The organism is Alteraurantiacibacter aestuarii, from assembly GCF_039523595.1.
GTDB classification, from domain to species: domain Bacteria; phylum Pseudomonadota; class Alphaproteobacteria; order Sphingomonadales; family Sphingomonadaceae; genus Alteraurantiacibacter; species Alteraurantiacibacter aestuarii.
Window position 1 is genome coordinate 1,262,226 of the sequence record NZ_BAAAFP010000002.1, and the last position, 18,383, is coordinate 1,280,608.

12 protein-coding genes are annotated in these 18,383 nt (G+C 61.6%); 2 read left to right on the plus strand and 10 right to left on the minus strand.

What is annotated here, in order from left to right; translation table 11 throughout:
- Positions 1-97: 97 nt before the first annotated feature.
- The 10 genes from ABDZ98_RS09705 to dnaG all read right to left on the minus strand — a co-directional run bounded on the left by ABDZ98_RS09705 (position 98) and on the right by dnaG (position 15,401).
- On the minus strand, positions 98-1,957 hold the full coding sequence (locus ABDZ98_RS09705) for a DEAD/DEAH box helicase (protein WP_343808925.1): 1,860 nt from the start codon (positions 1,955-1,957) through the stop codon (positions 98-100).
- A 213-nt stretch (positions 1,958-2,170) separates the two neighbouring features.
- On the minus strand, positions 2,171-4,090 hold the full coding sequence (locus tag ABDZ98_RS09710) for an outer membrane protein assembly factor BamB family protein (RefSeq protein ID WP_343806998.1): 1,920 nt from the start codon (positions 4,088-4,090) through the stop codon (positions 2,171-2,173).
- Between the two features lie 93 nt (positions 4,091-4,183).
- Entirely contained in the window at positions 4,184-5,413 is a 1,230-nt protein-coding gene (locus ABDZ98_RS09715; protein ID WP_343807001.1) for an MFS transporter, read from the minus strand.
- A 91-nt stretch (positions 5,414-5,504) separates the two neighbouring features.
- Positions 5,505-6,533: a hypothetical protein gene (locus ABDZ98_RS09720; RefSeq protein WP_343807004.1), complete on the minus strand. Its 1,029-nt coding sequence runs from the start codon at positions 6,531-6,533 to the stop codon at positions 5,505-5,507.
- Positions 6,520-7,998, minus strand: coding sequence for an MBOAT family O-acyltransferase (locus ABDZ98_RS09725; protein WP_343807007.1), 1,479 nt, complete (start codon positions 7,996-7,998; stop codon positions 6,520-6,522). The genes ABDZ98_RS09720 and ABDZ98_RS09725 overlap by 14 nt, the downstream gene beginning before the upstream one ends.
- 22 nt (positions 7,999-8,020) lie before the next feature.
- Entirely contained in the window at positions 8,021-8,719 is a 699-nt protein-coding gene (locus ABDZ98_RS09730; protein WP_343807010.1) for an iron-containing redox enzyme family protein, read from the minus strand.
- Positions 8,703-9,575 (minus strand): radical SAM protein, encoded by an 873-nt coding sequence (locus tag ABDZ98_RS09735; RefSeq protein WP_343807013.1) that lies wholly within the window; start codon positions 9,573-9,575, stop codon positions 8,703-8,705. Before ABDZ98_RS09735 ends, ABDZ98_RS09730 begins: the two co-directional genes overlap by 17 nt.
- Positions 9,576-9,750: 175 nt before the next feature.
- Entirely contained in the window at positions 9,751-11,394 is a 1,644-nt protein-coding gene (locus tag ABDZ98_RS09740; RefSeq protein WP_343807016.1) for a GMC family oxidoreductase, read from the minus strand.
- Positions 11,395-11,431: 37 nt separating this feature from the next.
- Positions 11,432-13,468, minus strand: a complete 2,037-nt coding sequence (gene rpoD, locus ABDZ98_RS09745; RefSeq protein ID WP_343807020.1) for an RNA polymerase sigma factor RpoD — start codon at positions 13,466-13,468, stop codon at positions 11,432-11,434.
- On the minus strand, positions 13,458-15,401 hold the full coding sequence (dnaG, locus tag ABDZ98_RS09750; RefSeq protein WP_343807023.1) for a DNA primase: 1,944 nt from the start codon (positions 15,399-15,401) through the stop codon (positions 13,458-13,460). The genes rpoD and dnaG overlap by 11 nt, the downstream gene beginning before the upstream one ends.
- A gap of 293 nt (positions 15,402-15,694) precedes the next feature.
- Here dnaG and ABDZ98_RS09755 point away from each other — a divergent pair, with 293 nt between their 5' ends.
- A complete protein-coding gene (locus ABDZ98_RS09755) occupies positions 15,695-17,965 on the plus strand; it encodes an ATP-binding protein (protein WP_343807025.1) in 2,271 nt (756 codons plus the stop codon).
- A complete protein-coding gene (locus ABDZ98_RS09760) occupies positions 17,950-18,372 on the plus strand; it encodes a response regulator (RefSeq protein WP_343807028.1) in 423 nt (140 codons plus the stop codon). The genes ABDZ98_RS09755 and ABDZ98_RS09760 overlap by 16 nt, the downstream gene beginning before the upstream one ends.
- The last annotated feature ends 11 nt before the right edge of the window (positions 18,373-18,383 follow it).

An 18,383-nucleotide genomic window follows, 5' to 3' on the forward strand; every position in this document is an offset into this window, starting at 1 on the left:
GCCACATAGTGACTGGAAGCCGCGCATGCTACCGCAAAAGGGCTTTGTCCCCCACAAGTGGCGCTGTTGCACCAGTTGCGGGAGTGAAAGGCGTGCCCTAGTCGCGGTGCTTCTTGGCGGCGAACTTGGGCTTGCCCTTGTTCTTCGGCTTGAACTTGGGCTTGCCACCATCCTGGAACTTGCCGCCCGAAGCGCTCTTGAATCCGGGCTTGCCACCACCCTGGCCGCCACTCTTGTGCGGGCTGCCCTTGCGGAACACGCGCGGCTTGTTGGGATCGAAATCATTCCCGCCCGAATTGTCCTTGCGGCCATGGCGGCGATTGGTGCGCGCCACTTCGCGCGGGCCGCTGTCCGATTTCAGGATCGCAATCGTCTCTTCCCCGGCGACCATTTCCGCAGCAGCGGTACGTTCCACCGCATCGTAGAACTTGGCGGCGATGGCGGTGGGGATCTGGAAATAGGTCTCATCGGGACCGATGCGAATCGCGCCGATCTCATTGCGGGTGATATGGCCGCGGCGACAGATCAGCGGCAGCAGCCAGCGCGCTTCGGCGTTGCGCGAACGGCCAATGTCCATGCGGAACCATGCCACGTCCTCGAACCCGGGACGATGGCGCTCCTTCTGCGCAGCGTCGCGCGCCTCGGGCGTGTTTTCCACCAGCTCTTCGGGCTGCGGCATCAGGGCGCGATGCGCGTGTACCAGCGCTGCGGCGATATCCTGAGGGGTGCGTTCGGCCATCAGGCGTTCGGCCAGCTTGTGGTCTTCCTCGTCGAATTCGACCGGAGCCAGCAGGGCGGCGAGCAGACGCTCGTGATCCTGAGCGCGGATCATCTTGGCGGTCGGTGCTTCAATCCAGTCGGCCTGGATCTTGGCGCCGCGCAGCATCGATTCGACCCGGCGACGGCGCGGGTAGGGGACCATGATGACCGCCGTGCCCTTCTTGCCGGCGCGTCCGGTACGGCCCGAACGGTGCTGCAGGGTCTCTGCATCGCGCGGAATTTCGACATGAACGACAAGGCTCAGGCTGGGCAGGTCGATCCCGCGAGAGGCGACATCGGTGGCCACGCATACGCGTGCGCGGCGATCGCGCAGCGCCTGCATCGCCTGGTTGCGCTCCGTCTGCGTGTGCTCGCCCGAAAGTGCCACCACGGCAAAGCCGCGTTCCTGCAATGTGGCATGCAAATGGCGGACATTGTCGCGCGTGGCGCAAAACAGCATGGCCGTATCCGCTTCATGATAGCGCAGCAGGTTGACCACCGCGTTCTCGATTTCCGAAGGGGAGACGGTCACTGCCTGATAGGTGATATCGCCGTGCCCGCGATCATCGCCCACCGTAGAGATGCGCTTGGCATCCTTCTGGTAGCGCTTGGCGAGGTTGACGATCTGGTTGGGCAATGTGGCCGAAAACAGCATGGTGCGGCGGTCATCTGGCGTTGCGTCCAGAATGCCTTCCAGCTCATCACGAAAGCCCATGTCGAGCATCTCGTCGGCTTCATCGAGCACGGCCACTTTCAAATTGGCAAGCTGCAAGGCGCCGCGTTCCAGGTGATCGCGCAGGCGGCCCGGAGTGCCGACAACGATCTGCACTCCGCGCGCCAGATTGCGGCGTTCCTTGGAGGCATCCATGCCGCCAACACAGGTGGCGATGCGTGCGCCGGCCTTGGCATAAAGCCAGCTCAGCTCACGGCTGACCTGTAGTGCCAGTTCACGCGTGGGGGCGATAATCAGGGCGAGCGGACCGTCGGACGGTTCCACAAAGCCGGAGCCACCAATCATCTGCTCTGCCATGGCCAGGCCAAAGGCGACGGTCTTGCCAGAGCCGGTCTGTGCGGAAACGAGCAGGTCGCGGCCAAGGGCATCGGGTTCAAGCACGGCGGCCTGCACCGGGGTCAGCTCTGTATAGCCGCGTTCGGTGATCGTATCGGCAAGATGGGGCGAGAGATTGGGAAAGGACATTGCGCTCACAAAAGACATGCCGTCGGCAATCGCGACCGGTGGCTGGGGAAGATGGGTGGCTGCGTCCGTCCCTGCCTGTATGTCGATTTCAGACAAGCGAATGGGTGGGGCGGGAATGAAGCGCGATTGGCCCCATAGGCGCTTTATTCACATAAAGACAGGTTATTCATGCAATGGCCGCTTGCGGTGATCGCAGTCTGACCCCTCGCAGACCTATTCCGCTTCGAATACCAGCAGCACATTACCAGGCAGCTTGCCCAGGAAGGCATAGCCCGAATTCACGATGATCGTGCCATTGCGCACGATTGGCGCCGTGCCGCCGCTCATCGATCCGCCATGCCCCATGGTGCCATTCACGGTGAGGAAGGGAATGTCTGTATCCATGTCCCACAGAAGCGCTCCGCTGCGGGTATCCAGAATGCGCAAATGGCCGTCGGTGTTGCCTGCCACAACCAGTTCAGGCGTGACGGTGATCGCCGATGAATAGGCGGGCTGGCAGAATTGCTTGTCCCCGCACGGGTTGGGGGCGGGCGCGCTCCACAGCAAGTCACCGCTGGCGATATCAATGGCATAGAGACCGGGGCGGCCCGGCTCATCATAGACCGCGCCGTTTTCAAGATCGCTGACAGGGACATATAGCCGCCCGTTGCCAGCGGCGATGCCGAAGTGGATTCCGCCCAGTTCCCCGCCGCGGCCAACCTGGTTCTGCCACAGCTGCTCGCCGGTATCGGGATCGAACGCATAGGCGATGCCCGATTTCTGGCCTGCCAGCAGATAGGTCTTCCCGTCCGATCCCTCGGCTATCACCGGAGCGGAACCGAAATCGAAATCCGGTCCGGCATCTTCAGGACAATTGGGCCCCGAAGCGCCCGCCCAGCAGGCGACGTTCCAGCTATCGCCCTGCGTCACCTGACTGGACCAGCGGATGGTGCCGCTGGTCATGTCCATCGCCACGATCGCATCGCTCAGATCGGTGGCGGGCTGCGAGTAATTGTCACCCGTGGCCACATAGACCAGCCCGCGTTCGGCATCGATCAGCGGCGCGGACCAGATCGCCACGCCCGACGGGCCGCGCCGGATGGTGCCTTCGCTGTTCTCGCCCTGCGGCACAGGCTCATCGACCATATATTGCCGCCAGCGATCCTCTCCTGTGCGGCTGTTCACCGCCAGCAGCGATCCGCGGAAAGTGCAGCATTCATAGGTGGGCAGCGCTGCCGGGCCTTCCTCTCCCGATGAAACGGGCACGTAGAGCGTATCACCATGCAGCGCTGGCGTGCCGGTCAGCAGGGTTTGCGGGTGCGCATCGGCGCGGCGTTGCCACACGGGCGTGCCGGTGGCCGCTTCCACGGCGTAAAGATTGCCGGTGTTGTCTCCGAAATAGACCAGCGGAGTGGCCTGATCGTCGCCTGCCTCCCAGCTGCTGACAACCGCGCCCGTGCGCACGCCCGATGCAGCCTCAAAGCTCCAGCGGGCGCAGCCGGTATCCTCGTCCAGCGCATAGAATGTGCCGTTTGCCCCGCCGACGAAGATCGAACCGCCAGCCAGTGCGGGCTGCGATCTTGCATCGATGGCGCCGGGAAAGGCGAAGGCCCACTTCAGCCGCAAGCGCGCCACATCCTTGCGGCCAAGCCCGGCGGTTTGCGTGTCGATGAAATGCGCATTGCCGGCATCAAGGCCCCAGCCTTGGAATACCGGCGGGGCGGACCAGTCAAAGCGCGCTGCCTCGCCCGAACACATCAGTACGTCATTCGCCGTCTGAACATTGCCCAGCGGACGGTTGGCGACGACCTGCGCCACCGCCATCTTCTCTTCGGTGGAAAGTGTGGAGCCCTGTTCCTGCATCACGCCGCTGGTGAGCGATTGGAGAATATCCTCCGGGCTGAGCAGCGCCAGTGCGGAGCGATTGGGCGCATGGCCCAGACCGCCATCATGGCAGGCGGCGCATGATGCCTGATAAACGGCGGTTCCGGCTGCGCGCAGCTGAGGATTGAGCGGGTCGGGTGCGGCAGCTTCGCCCTGCAAAGGCTGTTCTGCCTGCGGCGTTGCACAGCCAGTCAGCAGCATCAGTGCCGCGCCTGCCAGCGCAAGCCGGACCGCACCTGCGCGATTGCCTGTGTTTGTCAGCTGAATCATTTGCGCGTCCCCGTCCCCTGTTGGGCAAGGGAGTGGCGGGTTTTGCGTGGTCTTGTCAATCGGCTGGCGGAATGGACCGGTCAGCTAGACCGCTCAGGCCGACCGGGCCGCAACCAGCCTGGGCGCGGTTTCTTGCAAGGCCAGCGTGACCGCGCAGATCGCGGCGGCCAGCACTGCCAGTATCCACGGCAGGGTTGAAAGGCCGAACCGGTCCGCCACCATGCCGATCACCACCGGCATCGCGCCTGCGCCCAGCATTTCTCCCACTGCGGCATTAAAGCCCATCGCCGTTGCCCTGAGGTTGGGGGGTGCGGATTCTCCCGGGATCACATTCATGATCAATATGCCGGACCCGGCCGCACCCGCCACCGCCAGCATACCGCCTGCAAAAAGCATCGGCATCGATCCGCCGCTGAAGATCATCAGCGGAAGCCCCGTTACGGCGATGGCATAGCTGCCCATCAGCGCCGCCTTGCGCCCGTATTTGTCAGACAGCATGGGGACCACGAAACCATAGAATACCGAGGCACCCCCGATCACCGTCAGCACCACGCCCATCATGGCATTGCTGAAGCCGTGCACGTTGACGAGATAGAGCGGGAAGAAGCCCAGCAGTGACGCGAAAAAGGCCATGTTGAGCGTGGCCAGCACCATGGAGATGCGAATATTGTACGTTCGCAGCAAGGGCCGGATACCGCCAACCGGGGCATCCTTGAATGTCTCGCGCGGAGGATTGCGGACCAGGAACCAGATCAGCGCGGCCATGATCAGCCCCGGAATGCCGGCAATCCAGAAGGCTTCGCGCCATCCGTACACCGTGCCAATGCCCACGATCACCAGCGGCCCCAGCAGCGGAATGGCATTGATGCCCAGCGTCGAGAGCGTGCCAATGGCCAGACCGCGCCGTTCCGGAGCGACTTCGGTGGTAACGATATGCGTGCTGAGCGGCGGCAATCCGCCCTCTGCTATGCCCATCAGCGCTCTTGCCGCCAGCAGGGTCAGAAAGCCGATGGCCATGCCTGAACTGATGGAGGCGATGGAGAAGATCACCGTGCCGAAGATCAGCAGCGCCTTGGTGCGCCCGGTGATGTCTGCCAGCCGTGTCAGGCCGTAGCTGGAAAAAGCCCATGTCACCGCCAGCACGCCGGTGATCATCCCGATCTGCGTGTTGGTGAGATTGAACTCCGGCTGGATCATCGGGGCGAGCAGGCCAAAGGCGTTCCTGTCGAGGAACACCACGCCCATGTTCACGCCCAGCAGCACGACCATCATGGTCTGATAGGCAGGTGTGGTCCCGCCCTGTTCAGCGTCTGTTGATGCCATCCCCCGTCTCCCCCGTGGGTGCCCCGCGTCTTTGCGCGGTGGCCCAGCGTATCAGTTTTTGGAAAATGTGCTGCACGAATAAAATGTGCCTTCAGTTGTGCTCCTGACTGCGAACGGTGCGGTCCATTGCCCGGCGCAGAAAAGGTGCCATCGCCTGCGCTACGCTGCGGTCGTAATGCGTCAGGTCGTAATAATGGCACTGGATTCCGCCGCCGGGGCACGGCTGCATGTCCAGCGCGGCAAATTGCCGGGGTCCGTGGAAATCGAGGAACGGTACGCCCTCTTGCGCGGAAATCCGGGCGAGGGCGCGATGATAGGCTTCGAACGCATCGGTCATGCCTGCATCCTCCACCACAGCCCGAAAATCATCACTGTAAGGCGCGGCAAAAATCACCACATTTGCCCCACGCGCCTTCCAGGATCGAAGCTGCGCCTGGAGCTGAGCCAGACGCTGATTGGCGAGTCTCTGCGAATCCACCGCGCGAAATCGTTCGACCAGTATCTCTGAATCGCGGGGTATCCGCGCCAGGCTGAACGGGGTTTCTGAATCGAACAGAATGGGCGAGCCGTCGGCATGGTTTCTTGCCGTGCAATCGGGAATGGACTTCGGCAGCTGGATCATTGCTCCGCGGTTGAAATAATATGCGCGCAAGCGGGACAAGACATTGCCGCTTGCGCGTTCATTGCGTCCCGGCGGTTCTTCGCCCCGTTCCTGGTGAGTAAGGTTGAAATCGGTGCCGACAAAGAGCGATGGCGCAGGACCGACGGCAAGCATCTCCTCTGCCAGCACATCGAAATCGGCATTGAGGGCGGCTGAAACGCCCAAGTTTACCGTACCGGTCCCGCCAGTTTCTTCCAGCAGCGCACTATCGAAGCCGAAATGGACCCGTGAGGTGCCAAGGATGGCCGATTGCGCGTTCTGAGTCTGCGGGATGATGAATTTGAAGTAGTCCGGCAATCTGGATTTCGCCCCGGCTGGACACAGCGCATTGCCATGACCCGCGCCCAGCGGATCGACGATAACCAGCGCGGCAACCAGAGCGGCTCCCAGCAGCGCCAGCGTGCAGGCAAATGCAGCCAGAAAGCCGCGCGGGTTGGGACTGGCGTTAGAACTGGACATAGACGAACCTCGTCGCGCCTACCTGCCGGGCCAGCAGTGTCAGTGCGATTACCACCGCCAGCGCGCAGATAACGCCCCACGCCCGGTTAAGCCGGAAGGGCAGAACGCCCTCGATCCAATGACGTGGTGGTTTGGCCGCAGTGGGGCGCAATTCCGTATATTGCCAATGGTTGCGGAACAGCTGGCCAAAGTCCGGCGCGGCCCAGATCAACAGCGCGGCCATTATGGCCATGGCAAGCTGGCTCAGAGTGACAAGTGACTGGCCGCCATGCCATCCACCCGCGCCCAGCAAGCTGGTGTAGATGTGCTGCGCAGCGATGATGTCGGGAGCGCGGAACAGTGCCCCTATCAGGCAGGTGGTCAGGAAAGTCAGGGCAATGGCCAATGGTATTGGCAGCGGCCTGCGGCCCGATGCCCTCCTGCTTGTCGCGCGCGCATGCAGCCACAGCAGGATCGCGGTCTGCAACAGCCCCCAGATGACGAACGTCGCGCCCAGACCGTGCCACAGGCCGGACAATATGCCGGTCATCGCCAGCGCCGCCCAGACGGGCCACTTCCAGCGCCTGACCAGCGGCAGGAACACATTGCCGCGCATGAAGGTGGTAAAGCTGATGTGCCAGCGCCGCCACAGGTCTGCCCGGTCACGGGCGAAGAGTGGACGGTCAAAGTTCAGCGGCACACGCATGCCGTGCATCATCGCCAGCCCGATGGCCATTTCCGCATAGGCGGTGAAATCGAAGAATAGCTGGAACTGAAAAGTGGTGATCGCAAACCATGCATCGCCCAGCGGAACCGGCCCGGTGAGCGTGGCGTCGAAGACCCTTGTGGCCGCGCGCCCCAGCGGATCGGCCAGGGCCAGCTTCTTGAACAGCGCCAGGCTGAAAATCGCCAGTCCGGTTGCCACCCAGCGCGGATCGACATGCACCAGTGCGCCATCGTCGAGTTGCTGCTTCACATCCTCGAAACGGATGATTGGCCCCAGCACCAGCTGCGGGAAAAACAGCACGAAGAACAGATAGCGCCGCAGCGTGATCTGCGTGATCGTCCGCTTCTGGACCGAGGTGATGAAACCGATCTGCTGAAAAGTGACGAAAGACAGCGCCAGCGGCAGCAGCACATCTTCCGCAGCATTGAAACCATCGGGAGAATCGGCGGCAAGGATCGTCAGCTTGAAAGTCAGCAGCAGGCCGACATTGAAGATCACCGCCAGCCACATGATCGCCTTGCGCCGTTTCACATGGCCTTCGTTGGCCGCCATCATCATTTTCGCACAGCCAAAATTGACCGCGATGGAGGAGCCGAGCACGAGCGCATTCTGCCAGCCCGAACTGACGTAGAATAGCGCCGATGCCAGCGTCAGGAAGGCCATCCGCCATTCGCCTGCACGCTCTCCCCTGATGGCATGGAATACCACCAGCACCAGCGGCAGGAATATCAGCAGGAAAGGGGCGCTGGCAAAATTCACAGCTGCGCCCGGTCTGAACCGATCAATTCACCCGGCCGCCATGGGCCTCCATCCACGCCTCGGCTCCCCGGCGGGCTTCGGCAATGCAGCGCTCCTGCTGGTCGCGGGTGGTCGCATGGCGCAAGACGATGTCGAGCGCCTGTTCCCCGTGTTCGCGATCGGCTGTCTTGTGAACCCAGAAGAATGCCACGTCATGCCTGGCGATACCGGCAGCTTCCAGTGCCTCTGCAATGGCCGGCGCCGCATCAGCAAAATGCAGCTCCTGACCCACCAGCAGATGCGCGACAGCTTCCACCCACTCGCCATTCTCCAGCATTTTCCACCCTTCGGCGACGGCGTGCCTGGCAACTTGCGGGTTTTCATTGGCACCCACCGCACGGGCAAACCGGCGGGCAAGGGCAGGGTGAGCGGTTTCGGGCCGGTGCAGAAGTCCGCTGGTCACCAGCGAGACGCCTTCTTCCTCCAGCAGGTTCTCAATCAGGTTCAGGCGTGAAACCGGATCGGGTGCCTGCTGCGCCAGTTGCGAGACGAAGGCGCAGAACCGTTCGGCCGAATGCACTGTTGCTTCGGCGTATTGGCGGATGATGGCCTTGGGGCAACGGCCCGATTTGAGCAGCCGGTAAAAGCGCGAGTCTTCCGCACGCATGGCGTTAATCGCATCCACCATTGCCTGGCGGAATTCTTCCCGCTCCAGCGGGCGCTGCTCAGTAGTGGCCAGCATTTGCCACAATGCTTTCAAACATCGGTTCCAGCCAGCCATCGGGCGTGATGCGCCCGCGTTCGAGGCTGCCGAGTTCAGGCCACTCGGTCAGCTGGATACTTACGCGGCCTGCCCTGAAATCGCGGCTCGAGCCATATTCACCGATCAGTTCGGGCTGGGGAAGGCTGGCGGGCAGAGAGGCTCGGAATATCTCTTCCAGAGCGTCGAGCCGCAAGGACTTGCCCTGCATGTAATTGCCCACTTCACCGACCGAGCGCAGGTGGATGTCGCGCACGCCTTTGGCGACCAGGAATTCGAGGAACTCGGGCAAATGCGCGTCATTCACGCCGGGGACGATGATTGTGCCGGTGGTCACGTGGATTCTCGCGGCGAGCAGATTGTCGAGCGCCTTCAGCTTGCGATCGGCGCAGGCCAGCTCATCAATTTCCAGATAAAGATCATCACGCAGCCCGCCGTTGAGTGACAGGTAACACGTGCCAAGGCCGGCTTCCTTCAGCCTGGCGACATAGCTGGCGCGGCCCAGCTTGAGGCCGTTTGACAGCACCACCGGCAGGTGTCCCATTTCGCGCACTTTTGCGATGATCTCCGGGAGGTCTTCGCGCATAGTCGGCTCTGCCCCGACCAGGCGGATGCGGGTGCGGTGCGGCAGGCGGGCAAGGATATCATACAGCCAGTCCACCGGCAGATCGGGCAAGTCGCGCACCGGGATATAGCAGTTGCGGCAGGCCATGTTGCAGCGATGGGTGATGTCCGCGAACAGCGTGGTAAAAGGCGAATCTTCCGGCCTGAACCGCTGTTCCAGCGGATTATATCTTTCCGCGAGAAGACTGATGTCTGGCGCTGGCTGTTCTTCCACCGTCTGAACTGTCGCATGATTAACCAAAAACCTAACCCTCCAAGCTTGCTAGACCAAGACCTATCATTTTAGGGTGTGATGCAAAAGGGCCGCTTCTGTCTATGCCATATTCATGTTTTTCATGGCTTTGGCAGGGCATGGGACGCATGGCCCTGGGTCAGTGGCTGGCTACCAGCTATTTCGTGGCCTGACGGACAAGGTCGGCAGCCTTTTCACCTATCATCATGCAAGCCAGATTGGGGTTGCCGCGTGGAAGCGATGGCATGATCGATGCATCGGCAATGCGCAGCCCGTCTATGCCGCGCACGCGCAGCTGATTGTCGACCACGGCATGCTCATCAACGCCCATCCGGCACGATCCTGCGGGATGGGCGCGGTGGGTGGCGTTCTGACGAATGAAATCGGCAATCTGGGCATCGGTGCGACAATCGGCCCCCGGAAGATTCTCACGCCGGATCAAGCTGGCCAGCGGCTGCTGCGCATAGACATTTCTGGTGATGTGCATCGATCTGACCATGCCATCCATGTCACCGGGCTCGGCAAACATGTTGAGGAAGATGCGCGGGGCATCGCGCGGATCGGATGATCGCAGCTTCACCCATCCGCGCGACTTGAGCGGCAGGTATCCCGTGCGCACGGACAGGTGGGAGACCGGCCTGCGCTGAAGCCCCGGCATCCACAGCCGCGCATCGCCGCTCATCGGCAGGCACATCATCTGGATATCGGGACGGTCAATGCTCTCGCTCGACCGGGTGAAGATATTGGCCAGCGTGCCGGTCATCCCGAAGGGACCGCCGCCATTGGCAAACCAGCGCGCCGCCGCAATCGCCGCGCGGTCCAGCCGCAGGTGACGGGTAAGGCCTTCATCGCCGATCAGCTCATATTCGTTGATGATGACCGGGTGATCGGCCAGATCGCGGCCAACGCCGGGCAGGTCATGCAGCGGTGACACGCCGGACTGTTGCAATTCGCCAGCATCGCCAATTCCCGAAAGCATCAGCAGATGGGGTGAGCCATAGGCGCCTGCCGACAGGATGATTTCGCCCGAGGCCTGGGCGTGCTGGTCGCGTCCGCCCTGAACATAGTCCACCCCGGTCGCCCGGCCGCCCTTGAGCACGATGCGGGTGACGAGCGCATTGGTGACCACGGTCAGGTTGGGGCGACCCAGCGCGGGTTTCAGATAGGCGCGCGCGCTGCTGGAGCGCCGTCCGCCGGCAACGGTCGATTCCATCCGGCTGATGCCGTCCTGTTCGGCGCTGTTGGGATCGTCACAATAAGCTATTCCGGCAGCCTGCGCGGCAGCCAGATGCGCGTCCCACAACAGGTCCGGCCCCTCCATCCGGCTAATGCCGACGGGGCCGCTGCCGCCGTGCCATTCACTCGCCCCGCGCCAATGGCTTTCCAGCTTGCGGAAATAGGGCAGGACCTCGTCAAAGCTCCATCCTTCCAGACCTTGCGCCGCCCAGTCGTCGTAATCGCGGCGGTTGCCGCGCACCGCGATCATGGCGTTGATGGAGGAGGTGCCGCCCAGCGTGCGCCCGCGCGGTATGCCCAGACGCCTGCCGCCCAGTGCCGGTTCGGGTTCTGATTCGAATTGCCACGTGCCGATCTTGCCCAGCGCCACGCGCGGGAAGGCGAGCGGCATCAATTGCAGCGGATGGCGGTTGGGCGGGCCTGCCTCCAGCAGCAGCACCCGGCAGGCCGGGTCCTCGCTCAATCGCGATGCAACGACGGCGCCGGACGAACCTGCGCCGATAACGATATAATCGAAACCCGCTCCCATCATGGCAATCTGCCCGCTTGCGGCAGGCGCGTCCACCAAAGAAAAGCCCCGCCGGAGCGGGGCCTTTCAGCTGTTATTGGTCGAGGAAGCTGCGCATCTTGCGGCTGCGGCTGGGGTGCTTGAGTTTCCTCAGCGCCTTGGCCTCGATCTGGCGGATGCGTTCGCGCGTCACGCTGAACTGCTGGCCGACTTCCTCCAGCGTGTGATCGGTGTTCATGCCGATGCCAAAGCGCATCCGCAGCACACGTTCCTCACGCGGAGTAAGGCTGGCGAGCACGCGGGTGACGGTTTCCTTCAGATTGGCCTGAATGGCAGCGTCCACCGGGATGACGGCGTTCTTGTCCTCGATGAAATCGCCCAGATGCGAATCTTCCTCATCGCCGATCGGCGTTTCGAGGGAGATCGGCTCCTTGGCGATCTTCATCACCTTGCGAACCTTTTCCAGCGGCATGGAAAGGCGCTCGGCCATTTCCTCCGGAGTGGGTTCGCGGCCCTGCTCGTGCAGGAACTGGCGGCTGGTGCGCACCAGCTTGTTGATCGTTTCGATCATGTGCACCGGAATGCGGATGGTGCGCGCCTGATCGGCAATGGAGCGGGTGATCGCCTGCCTGATCCACCACGTGGCGTAAGTGCTGAACTTGTAACCGCGGCGGTATTCGAACTTGTCGACCGCCTTCATCAGGCCAATGTTGCCTTCCTGGATCAGATCCAGGAATTGCAGGCCGCGATTGGTGTATTTCTTGGCGATGGAGATCACCAGACGAAGGTTCGCCTCGACCATTTCCTTCTTGGCGATGCGCGCCTCGCGCTCACCTTTCTGCACCATGTTCACGATGCGGCGGAATTCGTTCAGGCTCATGCCGGTGTTGGCGGCAATGTCGGCGATTTCGGCGCGGATGCGTTCTACCGCTTCGGCTTCCTTCTCGGCGAAGGCAGCCCATTTCTTGTCCTTCTTGGACATGGTCTGCATCCAGCCGTCATCCAGTTCCTGGCCAACGTAATTGTCGAGGAAGTCCTTGCGCTTCACCTTGTGCCGTTCGGCCAGGCGCAGCATCTGCCCGCCCAGCGCGGTGAGGCGGCGGTTGAAGGCATAGAGATTGTCCACCAGATATTCGATCTTGGTGGCGTGGAACTGCACGCTTTCGACTTCGGCGGTCAGCTCCTCGCGAAGCTTTTCGTACCGGTTTTCCTTGGCAGCGGGGAATTCCTCGCCGCGGCCCAGAACATCCACGCGCTCGCCCTGAAGCTTCTCGAACTTCTTGAACAGGTCGGTGATGCGGGCGAAACGTTCCAGCGCGTCTGGCTTGAGCGCCGCTTCCATCTGCGCCAGCGACATGGTGTTGTCTTCCTCGTCATCGTCATCGCGATCACGGGTGGAGCGGCCTTCGCCTTCCTCACCATCTTCATCTTCGCTGTCGTCGTCGTCGTCATCCTCGTCATCATCGCGGATGGAGGGGCCGGCGGTCTCTTCCGAGATTTCGCCGTCGTCGTCATCTTCGCTGCCTTCCTCCATCTTTTCGACGGGAGGCTCCTTTGACAGCATGGCATCGAGATCGAGGATCTCGCGCAGCTGCATTTCCTCATTGTTGAGGGCTTCGGACCACATGATGATGGCGTGGAAGGTGATCGGGCTTTCGCACAGGCCCATGATCATGGTGTCGCGTCCCGCTTCGATCCGCTTGGCGATGGCAATCTCGCCCTCGCGGCTGAGCAGTTCGACCGCGCCCATTTCACGCAGGTACATGCGCACCGGATCATCGGTACGCTCCCCGGTGTTGGTGGGCTTCTTCTTTTCGGGGACGTTCTTGTTCTCTTCGGAATCGGCGTCGTCGTCGGAACCGGTCGGCGCAATTTCTTCGGGACCGTCACCGTCTTCATCCTGCGCATCTTCGTCATTCTCGACGATCTGCACACCCATTTCGGAAATGGCCGACTGGATATCCTCGATCTGGTCCGATGACATCTCACCCTGGGGCAGCGCATCGTTCAGCTCATCATAAGTGATGTAGCCCTTGCGCTTGGCCTTTGCGATGAGCTTCTTGATCGATGCCTCATTGAGGTCGATCAGGGGTGCATCTTCACTTTGTTTGGTCTTGGCATCAGTCGCCATGAAGGTCTCTATCCGTTTCCTGTTCGCCGTGAGCGCTGGTCACGCTTTCGGCTGAATTCTGTTCCGGTGCTGCCGAAGCAGCGCGTTTGCGTGCCATTTGCCCCAGACGCGACTCGATTTCCAGCTTTCGTTTGCGCAGCCTCTGCTGCTCGGCGAAAGCTGCCTCCGGGTCGGTGTCGAAGCGAGCGGTAGCCGCGACAATAGCTGCCTCCAACTCTGGCCTTTCAACCAGAAGGGCGATAGCCTCAGCCAGGTCCTCCCTCGCGTCGTCCGGATCACAGCCTTCCATCAGGAAGGAGAAACGGTTTTTATCCGGCGGCGGCGGCAGGATGCCCGCCTTGAATATGGGCGAATTTTCACCGTCTTCAAGTCCGTCATTATGTCTTTCTGCATGTTGCAGCAGATAATCGACCGCCGGAGCGGCTTCTGGAATGGCTGTGGCCAGCCGCATCAACTGCTCTGCATGCGTGTCCACCTGGTCCGGATAGCGCGCCAGTCCGGCCAGAACGGCCTGCGCCAGAGTGTCCCGAAACACCCCGTTTGCACCGCGACGGAGCCGGTCGGTCATCTGCGGAGTGGCCGGTTCCCGCTGCATCTGGTCCCTTTTGCCGCGCTTCCAGGGTGCGCGCTGGGCGCCGCGTTGAAATTCGCGCCTGGGAAAGGCGAAGGCTGAATACAGATCGAGCAGATCGCGCCGATAGAGCGAGCGTATGTCCGGGTGCTGGATCGCATCGACGTGGGCCATCAAGCGCTCCTTCAGGCCCGCCTTGTCCTCTGGTGAGGAGAGTGGCTGGGCATCGCGCTCATGCTCCCAGATCAGCTCCAGCATTGCCTTGGGCTGTGCCAGCAGCTTTTCCATCGCCGCAGGCCCGCTGCGCCTGATCAGGTCATCGGGATCGAGCCCGCCGGGCAATTGCACGATCTGCAGCGAATGACCCGGGCGCAGCAATGGGAGGGCGCGCTCTATCGCCTTCATCGCCGCACGCTGCCCGGCGCTGTCGCCATCGAAACACAGCACCGGCTTGTCCACCATGCGCCACGCAAGCTCGATTTGAGTCTCGGTGAGCGCGGTGCCCATCGGTGCCACCGCATCCTCGAATCCGGCGGCGGCCAGCGCGATCACGTCCATATAGCCTTCAACCGCGATCAGCCTGCCGGTCTTGCGGCTGGCGGCCGCAGCGCGGTGGATGTTGTATAGCGTGCGGCCCTTGTCGAACAACGGCGTGTCGGGCGAATTGAGATATTTGGGCGCGCTTGCACCAGATTCACTGGCACGGTCCTCCAGTATCCGCCCGCCAAAGGCGATCACTCGCTCGCGCGCATCCTGTATCGGCAGCATCAGCCGTCCGCGAAAGCGGCTGTAGGGTTGCTTGTCTTCGACAGCGATCAGCATGCCGCATTCGATCAGCATCCCCTCCTCAAACCGGGATAACGCCTGTTTCAGCGCCATCCTGTCATCGGGCGCAAAGCCGAAGCCGAAGCGATCGATGGTGTAGTCGCTGAAACCCCGCCGTTGCAGATATTCGCGCGCCGACGCCCCTGCCGGGCTGCGCAGCTGCGCCACGAACCAGTCCTGCGCGGCCTGCATCACATCATGCAGCCCCGCGCGCACCTGTGCCCGCTCAGCCTCTCGCGGATCGGGGCGGGGGACTTCCATGCCCGCTTCGGCCGCCAGTTCCTTGACCGCATCCATGAACGACAGGCCGCGCTGGTCGGTCATCCAGCTGATGATGTCGCCATGCGCCTGGCAGCCAAAGCAGTGGTAAAAGCCCTTCTGGTCATTGACCGTGAAGCTGGGCGATTTCTCATCGTGGAACGGGCAGCACGCCTTCCATTCGCGCCCTGCGCGCTGAAGCTTGGTCGTGCGCATGATCACGCTGGAAAGCGTGACGCGAGACCTCAGTTCGTCCAGCCATTGCGGTGAAAGCGCCATATCCGATCAATGCGCGGCCATCGCGCGATGTTCAAGGTGCAGCGTCAGTCAGTCTGTGCATGGCGAAGGCCGGACCAGCGCCGCCAACCCTGCTCCCGCTGCTCAGGGGAACTACGCATGGCGGCCTTGCCCTTGGGTTAGTGGCCAAAGGTGTAAACATAATCGGGCCGGAAATTAACGAACTTCACCACGGGCAAAACGGATGAACACAGGATAACTTTGCCATGCGGATGCTGATCAATGCGCAGTCCAGGCGCCAGAAGTTTCGCGAGCACGGCTTGCGGAACAAGATCATGCTTCTTGCCTGCAGCATATCCCTGATCACCGCCATTATCATTGGCGCTGCCGCTTCAGTCCGCACGGAGAGCCTGGTGAGCGAGTTCGCCGAGGGCAATGTGGCGCATGAAACCCGCCTGATCGCGCAGCAATTCAAAGGCGCCTATGACGAGCTTGAGAATGACGCTTTCGTTATCTCAAGGACGCCGCCGATAGAGGGCATCATCAGAAGCAGGCGCAACGGCGGCATCGATCCGAACGAGGATTCCACAACCCGGCAATGGCGCTCGCGGCTGGAGCGAATCTTCACGTCCATCATGGTGGAGCGTCCCAACTACACCCAGATCCGCTTTATCGGTCTGGCCGATGGCGGGCGGGAACTGACCCGGGTCAACCGGACACAGGACGGCATTGCACCGGTCCCGCTGCAGGATCTGCAACAAAAGGGCCAGGAACAATATTTCCAGCGGGCGCGCACATTGGCGCGCGATGAGGTCTATTTCTCCGCGGTCAGCTTCAACCGGGAGTTTGGCAGGATCGATGACCAGCTGGTGCCCACGATCCGCGTTGTCGTGCCGGTCTTTTCTGACGGCGGGTCTCTCTACGGCATGATCGTGATCAACGCCGATTACCGCGCAATGCTGACCAGCTATTTTCAGGAACTGAGGGTCGACCGGGAAATCGTCGTCACCAATGAGGCGGGGGACTACATGATTCGCCATGCCGATGGCACAGTATCCCCGTTCTATTTTCACACCGGGAAAGAGCACGCTCTTGGCGGTTTGCTGATACGGCCATCAGACCTTTATCAGGATGAATGGGTCACCACCAATGCGACATCAATGGCCTATTCCGTTCGGGTTCCGATCAAGCGCAGTCTGGACGATGCCCATAATGTGGTGACAGTCAGAGTGCCTTTTGACGAGCTTTACGCCACGGCCCGCAAATCCTTGACGGAAGGCCTCCTGCTGTCTGGTCTGCTGATAATCGCCATACTTTGCATTACCGTATATCTGGCGACGAGGATGATGAAGCCGCTGACGGATATGACCCGCACGATCCAACTGGCCATGCATGGCGGGGGCAAGCTCAGCCTGGCCAGGGCGCGCACGGATGAAGTGGGCAAGCTGGCGAATGCTTTCCAGGAACTGATCGACTCCCGCAATGAACACGATGCGCGCGTCAATGCGGTGATCGACAATGTGGTCGATGCGATCATTTCGCTTGATGATTGCGGCACGGTGCTGGCCTATAATCCCGCTTCCGAACGCATATTCGGTTATGGCCCGGAGGAAGTCATCGGGCGCAATATCAGCCTCCTGATGCCTCTCGCGATTGCCGAGGCTGAAGATGACGACCAGCAGAGCGATCGCAGCGCTGGCGAGCGGGACGAAGAGGGGATCACGCGCGAGCTTCAGGCGCGGCGCAAGGACGGCACGCTGTTTCCCATGGAACTGTCTGTAAGCCGGGTCGATCTAAGTGACGGGTCTTACATGTTCACCTGGATCATCCGCGACATTACCGAACGCAAGCGCATGGAAGTGATGCAGACTGAATTTGTCTCCACGGTGAACCATGAACTGCGAACACCGCTGACATCCATCCGCGCTTCGCTGGGCATCCTGCAACGCCGGTTGGCGGGCAAGCTCGACGACAAGTCCGAACACCTCGTCAACATCTCGCTGCTCGGCTGCGAGCGGCTGGGACGGCTGGTGAACGACATCCTCGATCTGGAGAAGATCGCCGCCGGCAAGATGGATTTCTATCTGGATGAATGTAACATCGGCCCGCTCGTCCGCTCGATTGTGGATCGGCACAACAGCCTGGCCGAAATCAATAACATCGAGTTCAATCTGCATATCGGTTTTGCCGAGCAGTATTGCCGGATCGATTCGTCGCGCTTCAATCAGGCGCTGGTCAATCTGTTGTCCAACGCAGCCAAATTCTCGCCACCGGGAAAATCGGTCAACATCGATTTGTCGATGCTTGGCGATGGCACGGTCAGAATTGCGGTGACCGATGAAGGTCCGGGCATTCCGGCGGCGTTCCGCGAAAAGATTTTCCAGCGCTTTGCCCAGGCCGACAGTTCGGCAACCCGGACCAAGGGCGGGTCCGGCCTCGGCCTCAACATCACCCAGTCGATCATCCAGGCGTTCAATGGCACCATCCATTTTGAAAGCGTGGAGGGCGAGGGGGCAACATTCATCATCACCCTGCCGGTTTGCGCGGCGCCACTGGAAAAAGCGGCGCCCTTTGAAGAAGGAGAGCCCGAATGTCAGGCGGCCTGAAAAAAGTCCTCTATGTGGAGGATGACAGCCTGATCGCAGAGCTGGCGATCATGACGATGGAAGACTTCGCCGATCTGACCGTGCTGCATTGCAGTTCAGGACCAGAGGCCCTGGAAGCTGTGTCGCAGTTCAGCCCGGATCTGATCCTGCTCGATGTCATGATGCCGAACATGGATGGGATGGAAACTTTGCGCAGGCTGCGCGCAATGCCCGACATCGCCCACACGCCCGCCGTGTTCATGAGCGCAAAGGTGCAGACCCATGAATGCGAATCCTACCTCAAGGCCGGCGCCTGCGGAGTGATTTCCAAGCCATTCGATCCGCGGGCATTGTCAGACAAGCTGCAGGACTTGTGGGCCGCCGCTACGCATTGCACGCAGCTCGCGGGTAATCAGCCGGCGGGCTGAGGCGGTGCGGA

Bases quoted from the DNA above. Each gene is read 5' to 3' on its own strand.
- ABDZ98_RS09705 (WP_343808925.1), bottom strand. From the start codon at position 1,957: ATGTCCTTTCCCAATCTCTCGCCCCATCTTGCCGATACGATCACCGAA.
- ABDZ98_RS09710 (WP_343806998.1), bottom strand. From the start codon at position 4,090: ATGATTCAGCTGACAAACACAGGCAATCGCGCAGGTGCGGTCCGGCTT.
- ABDZ98_RS09715 (WP_343807001.1), bottom strand. From the start codon at position 5,413: ATGGCATCAACAGACGCTGAACAGGGCGGGACCACACCTGCCTATCAG.
- ABDZ98_RS09720 (WP_343807004.1), bottom strand. From the start codon at position 6,533: ATGTCCAGTTCTAACGCCAGTCCCAACCCGCGCGGCTTTCTGGCTGCA.
- ABDZ98_RS09730 (WP_343807010.1), bottom strand. From the start codon at position 8,719: ATGCTGGCCACTACTGAGCAGCGCCCGCTGGAGCGGGAAGAATTCCGC.
- rpoD (WP_343807020.1), bottom strand. From the start codon at position 13,468: ATGGCGACTGATGCCAAGACCAAACAAAGTGAAGATGCACCCCTGATC.
- dnaG (WP_343807023.1), bottom strand. From the start codon at position 15,401: ATGGCGCTTTCACCGCAATGGCTGGACGAACTGAGGTCTCGCGTCACG.
- ABDZ98_RS09755 (WP_343807025.1), top strand. From the start codon at position 15,695: ATGCTTCTTGCCTGCAGCATATCCCTGATCACCGCCATTATCATTGGC.
- ABDZ98_RS09760 (WP_343807028.1), top strand. From the start codon at position 17,950: ATGTCAGGCGGCCTGAAAAAAGTCCTCTATGTGGAGGATGACAGCCTG.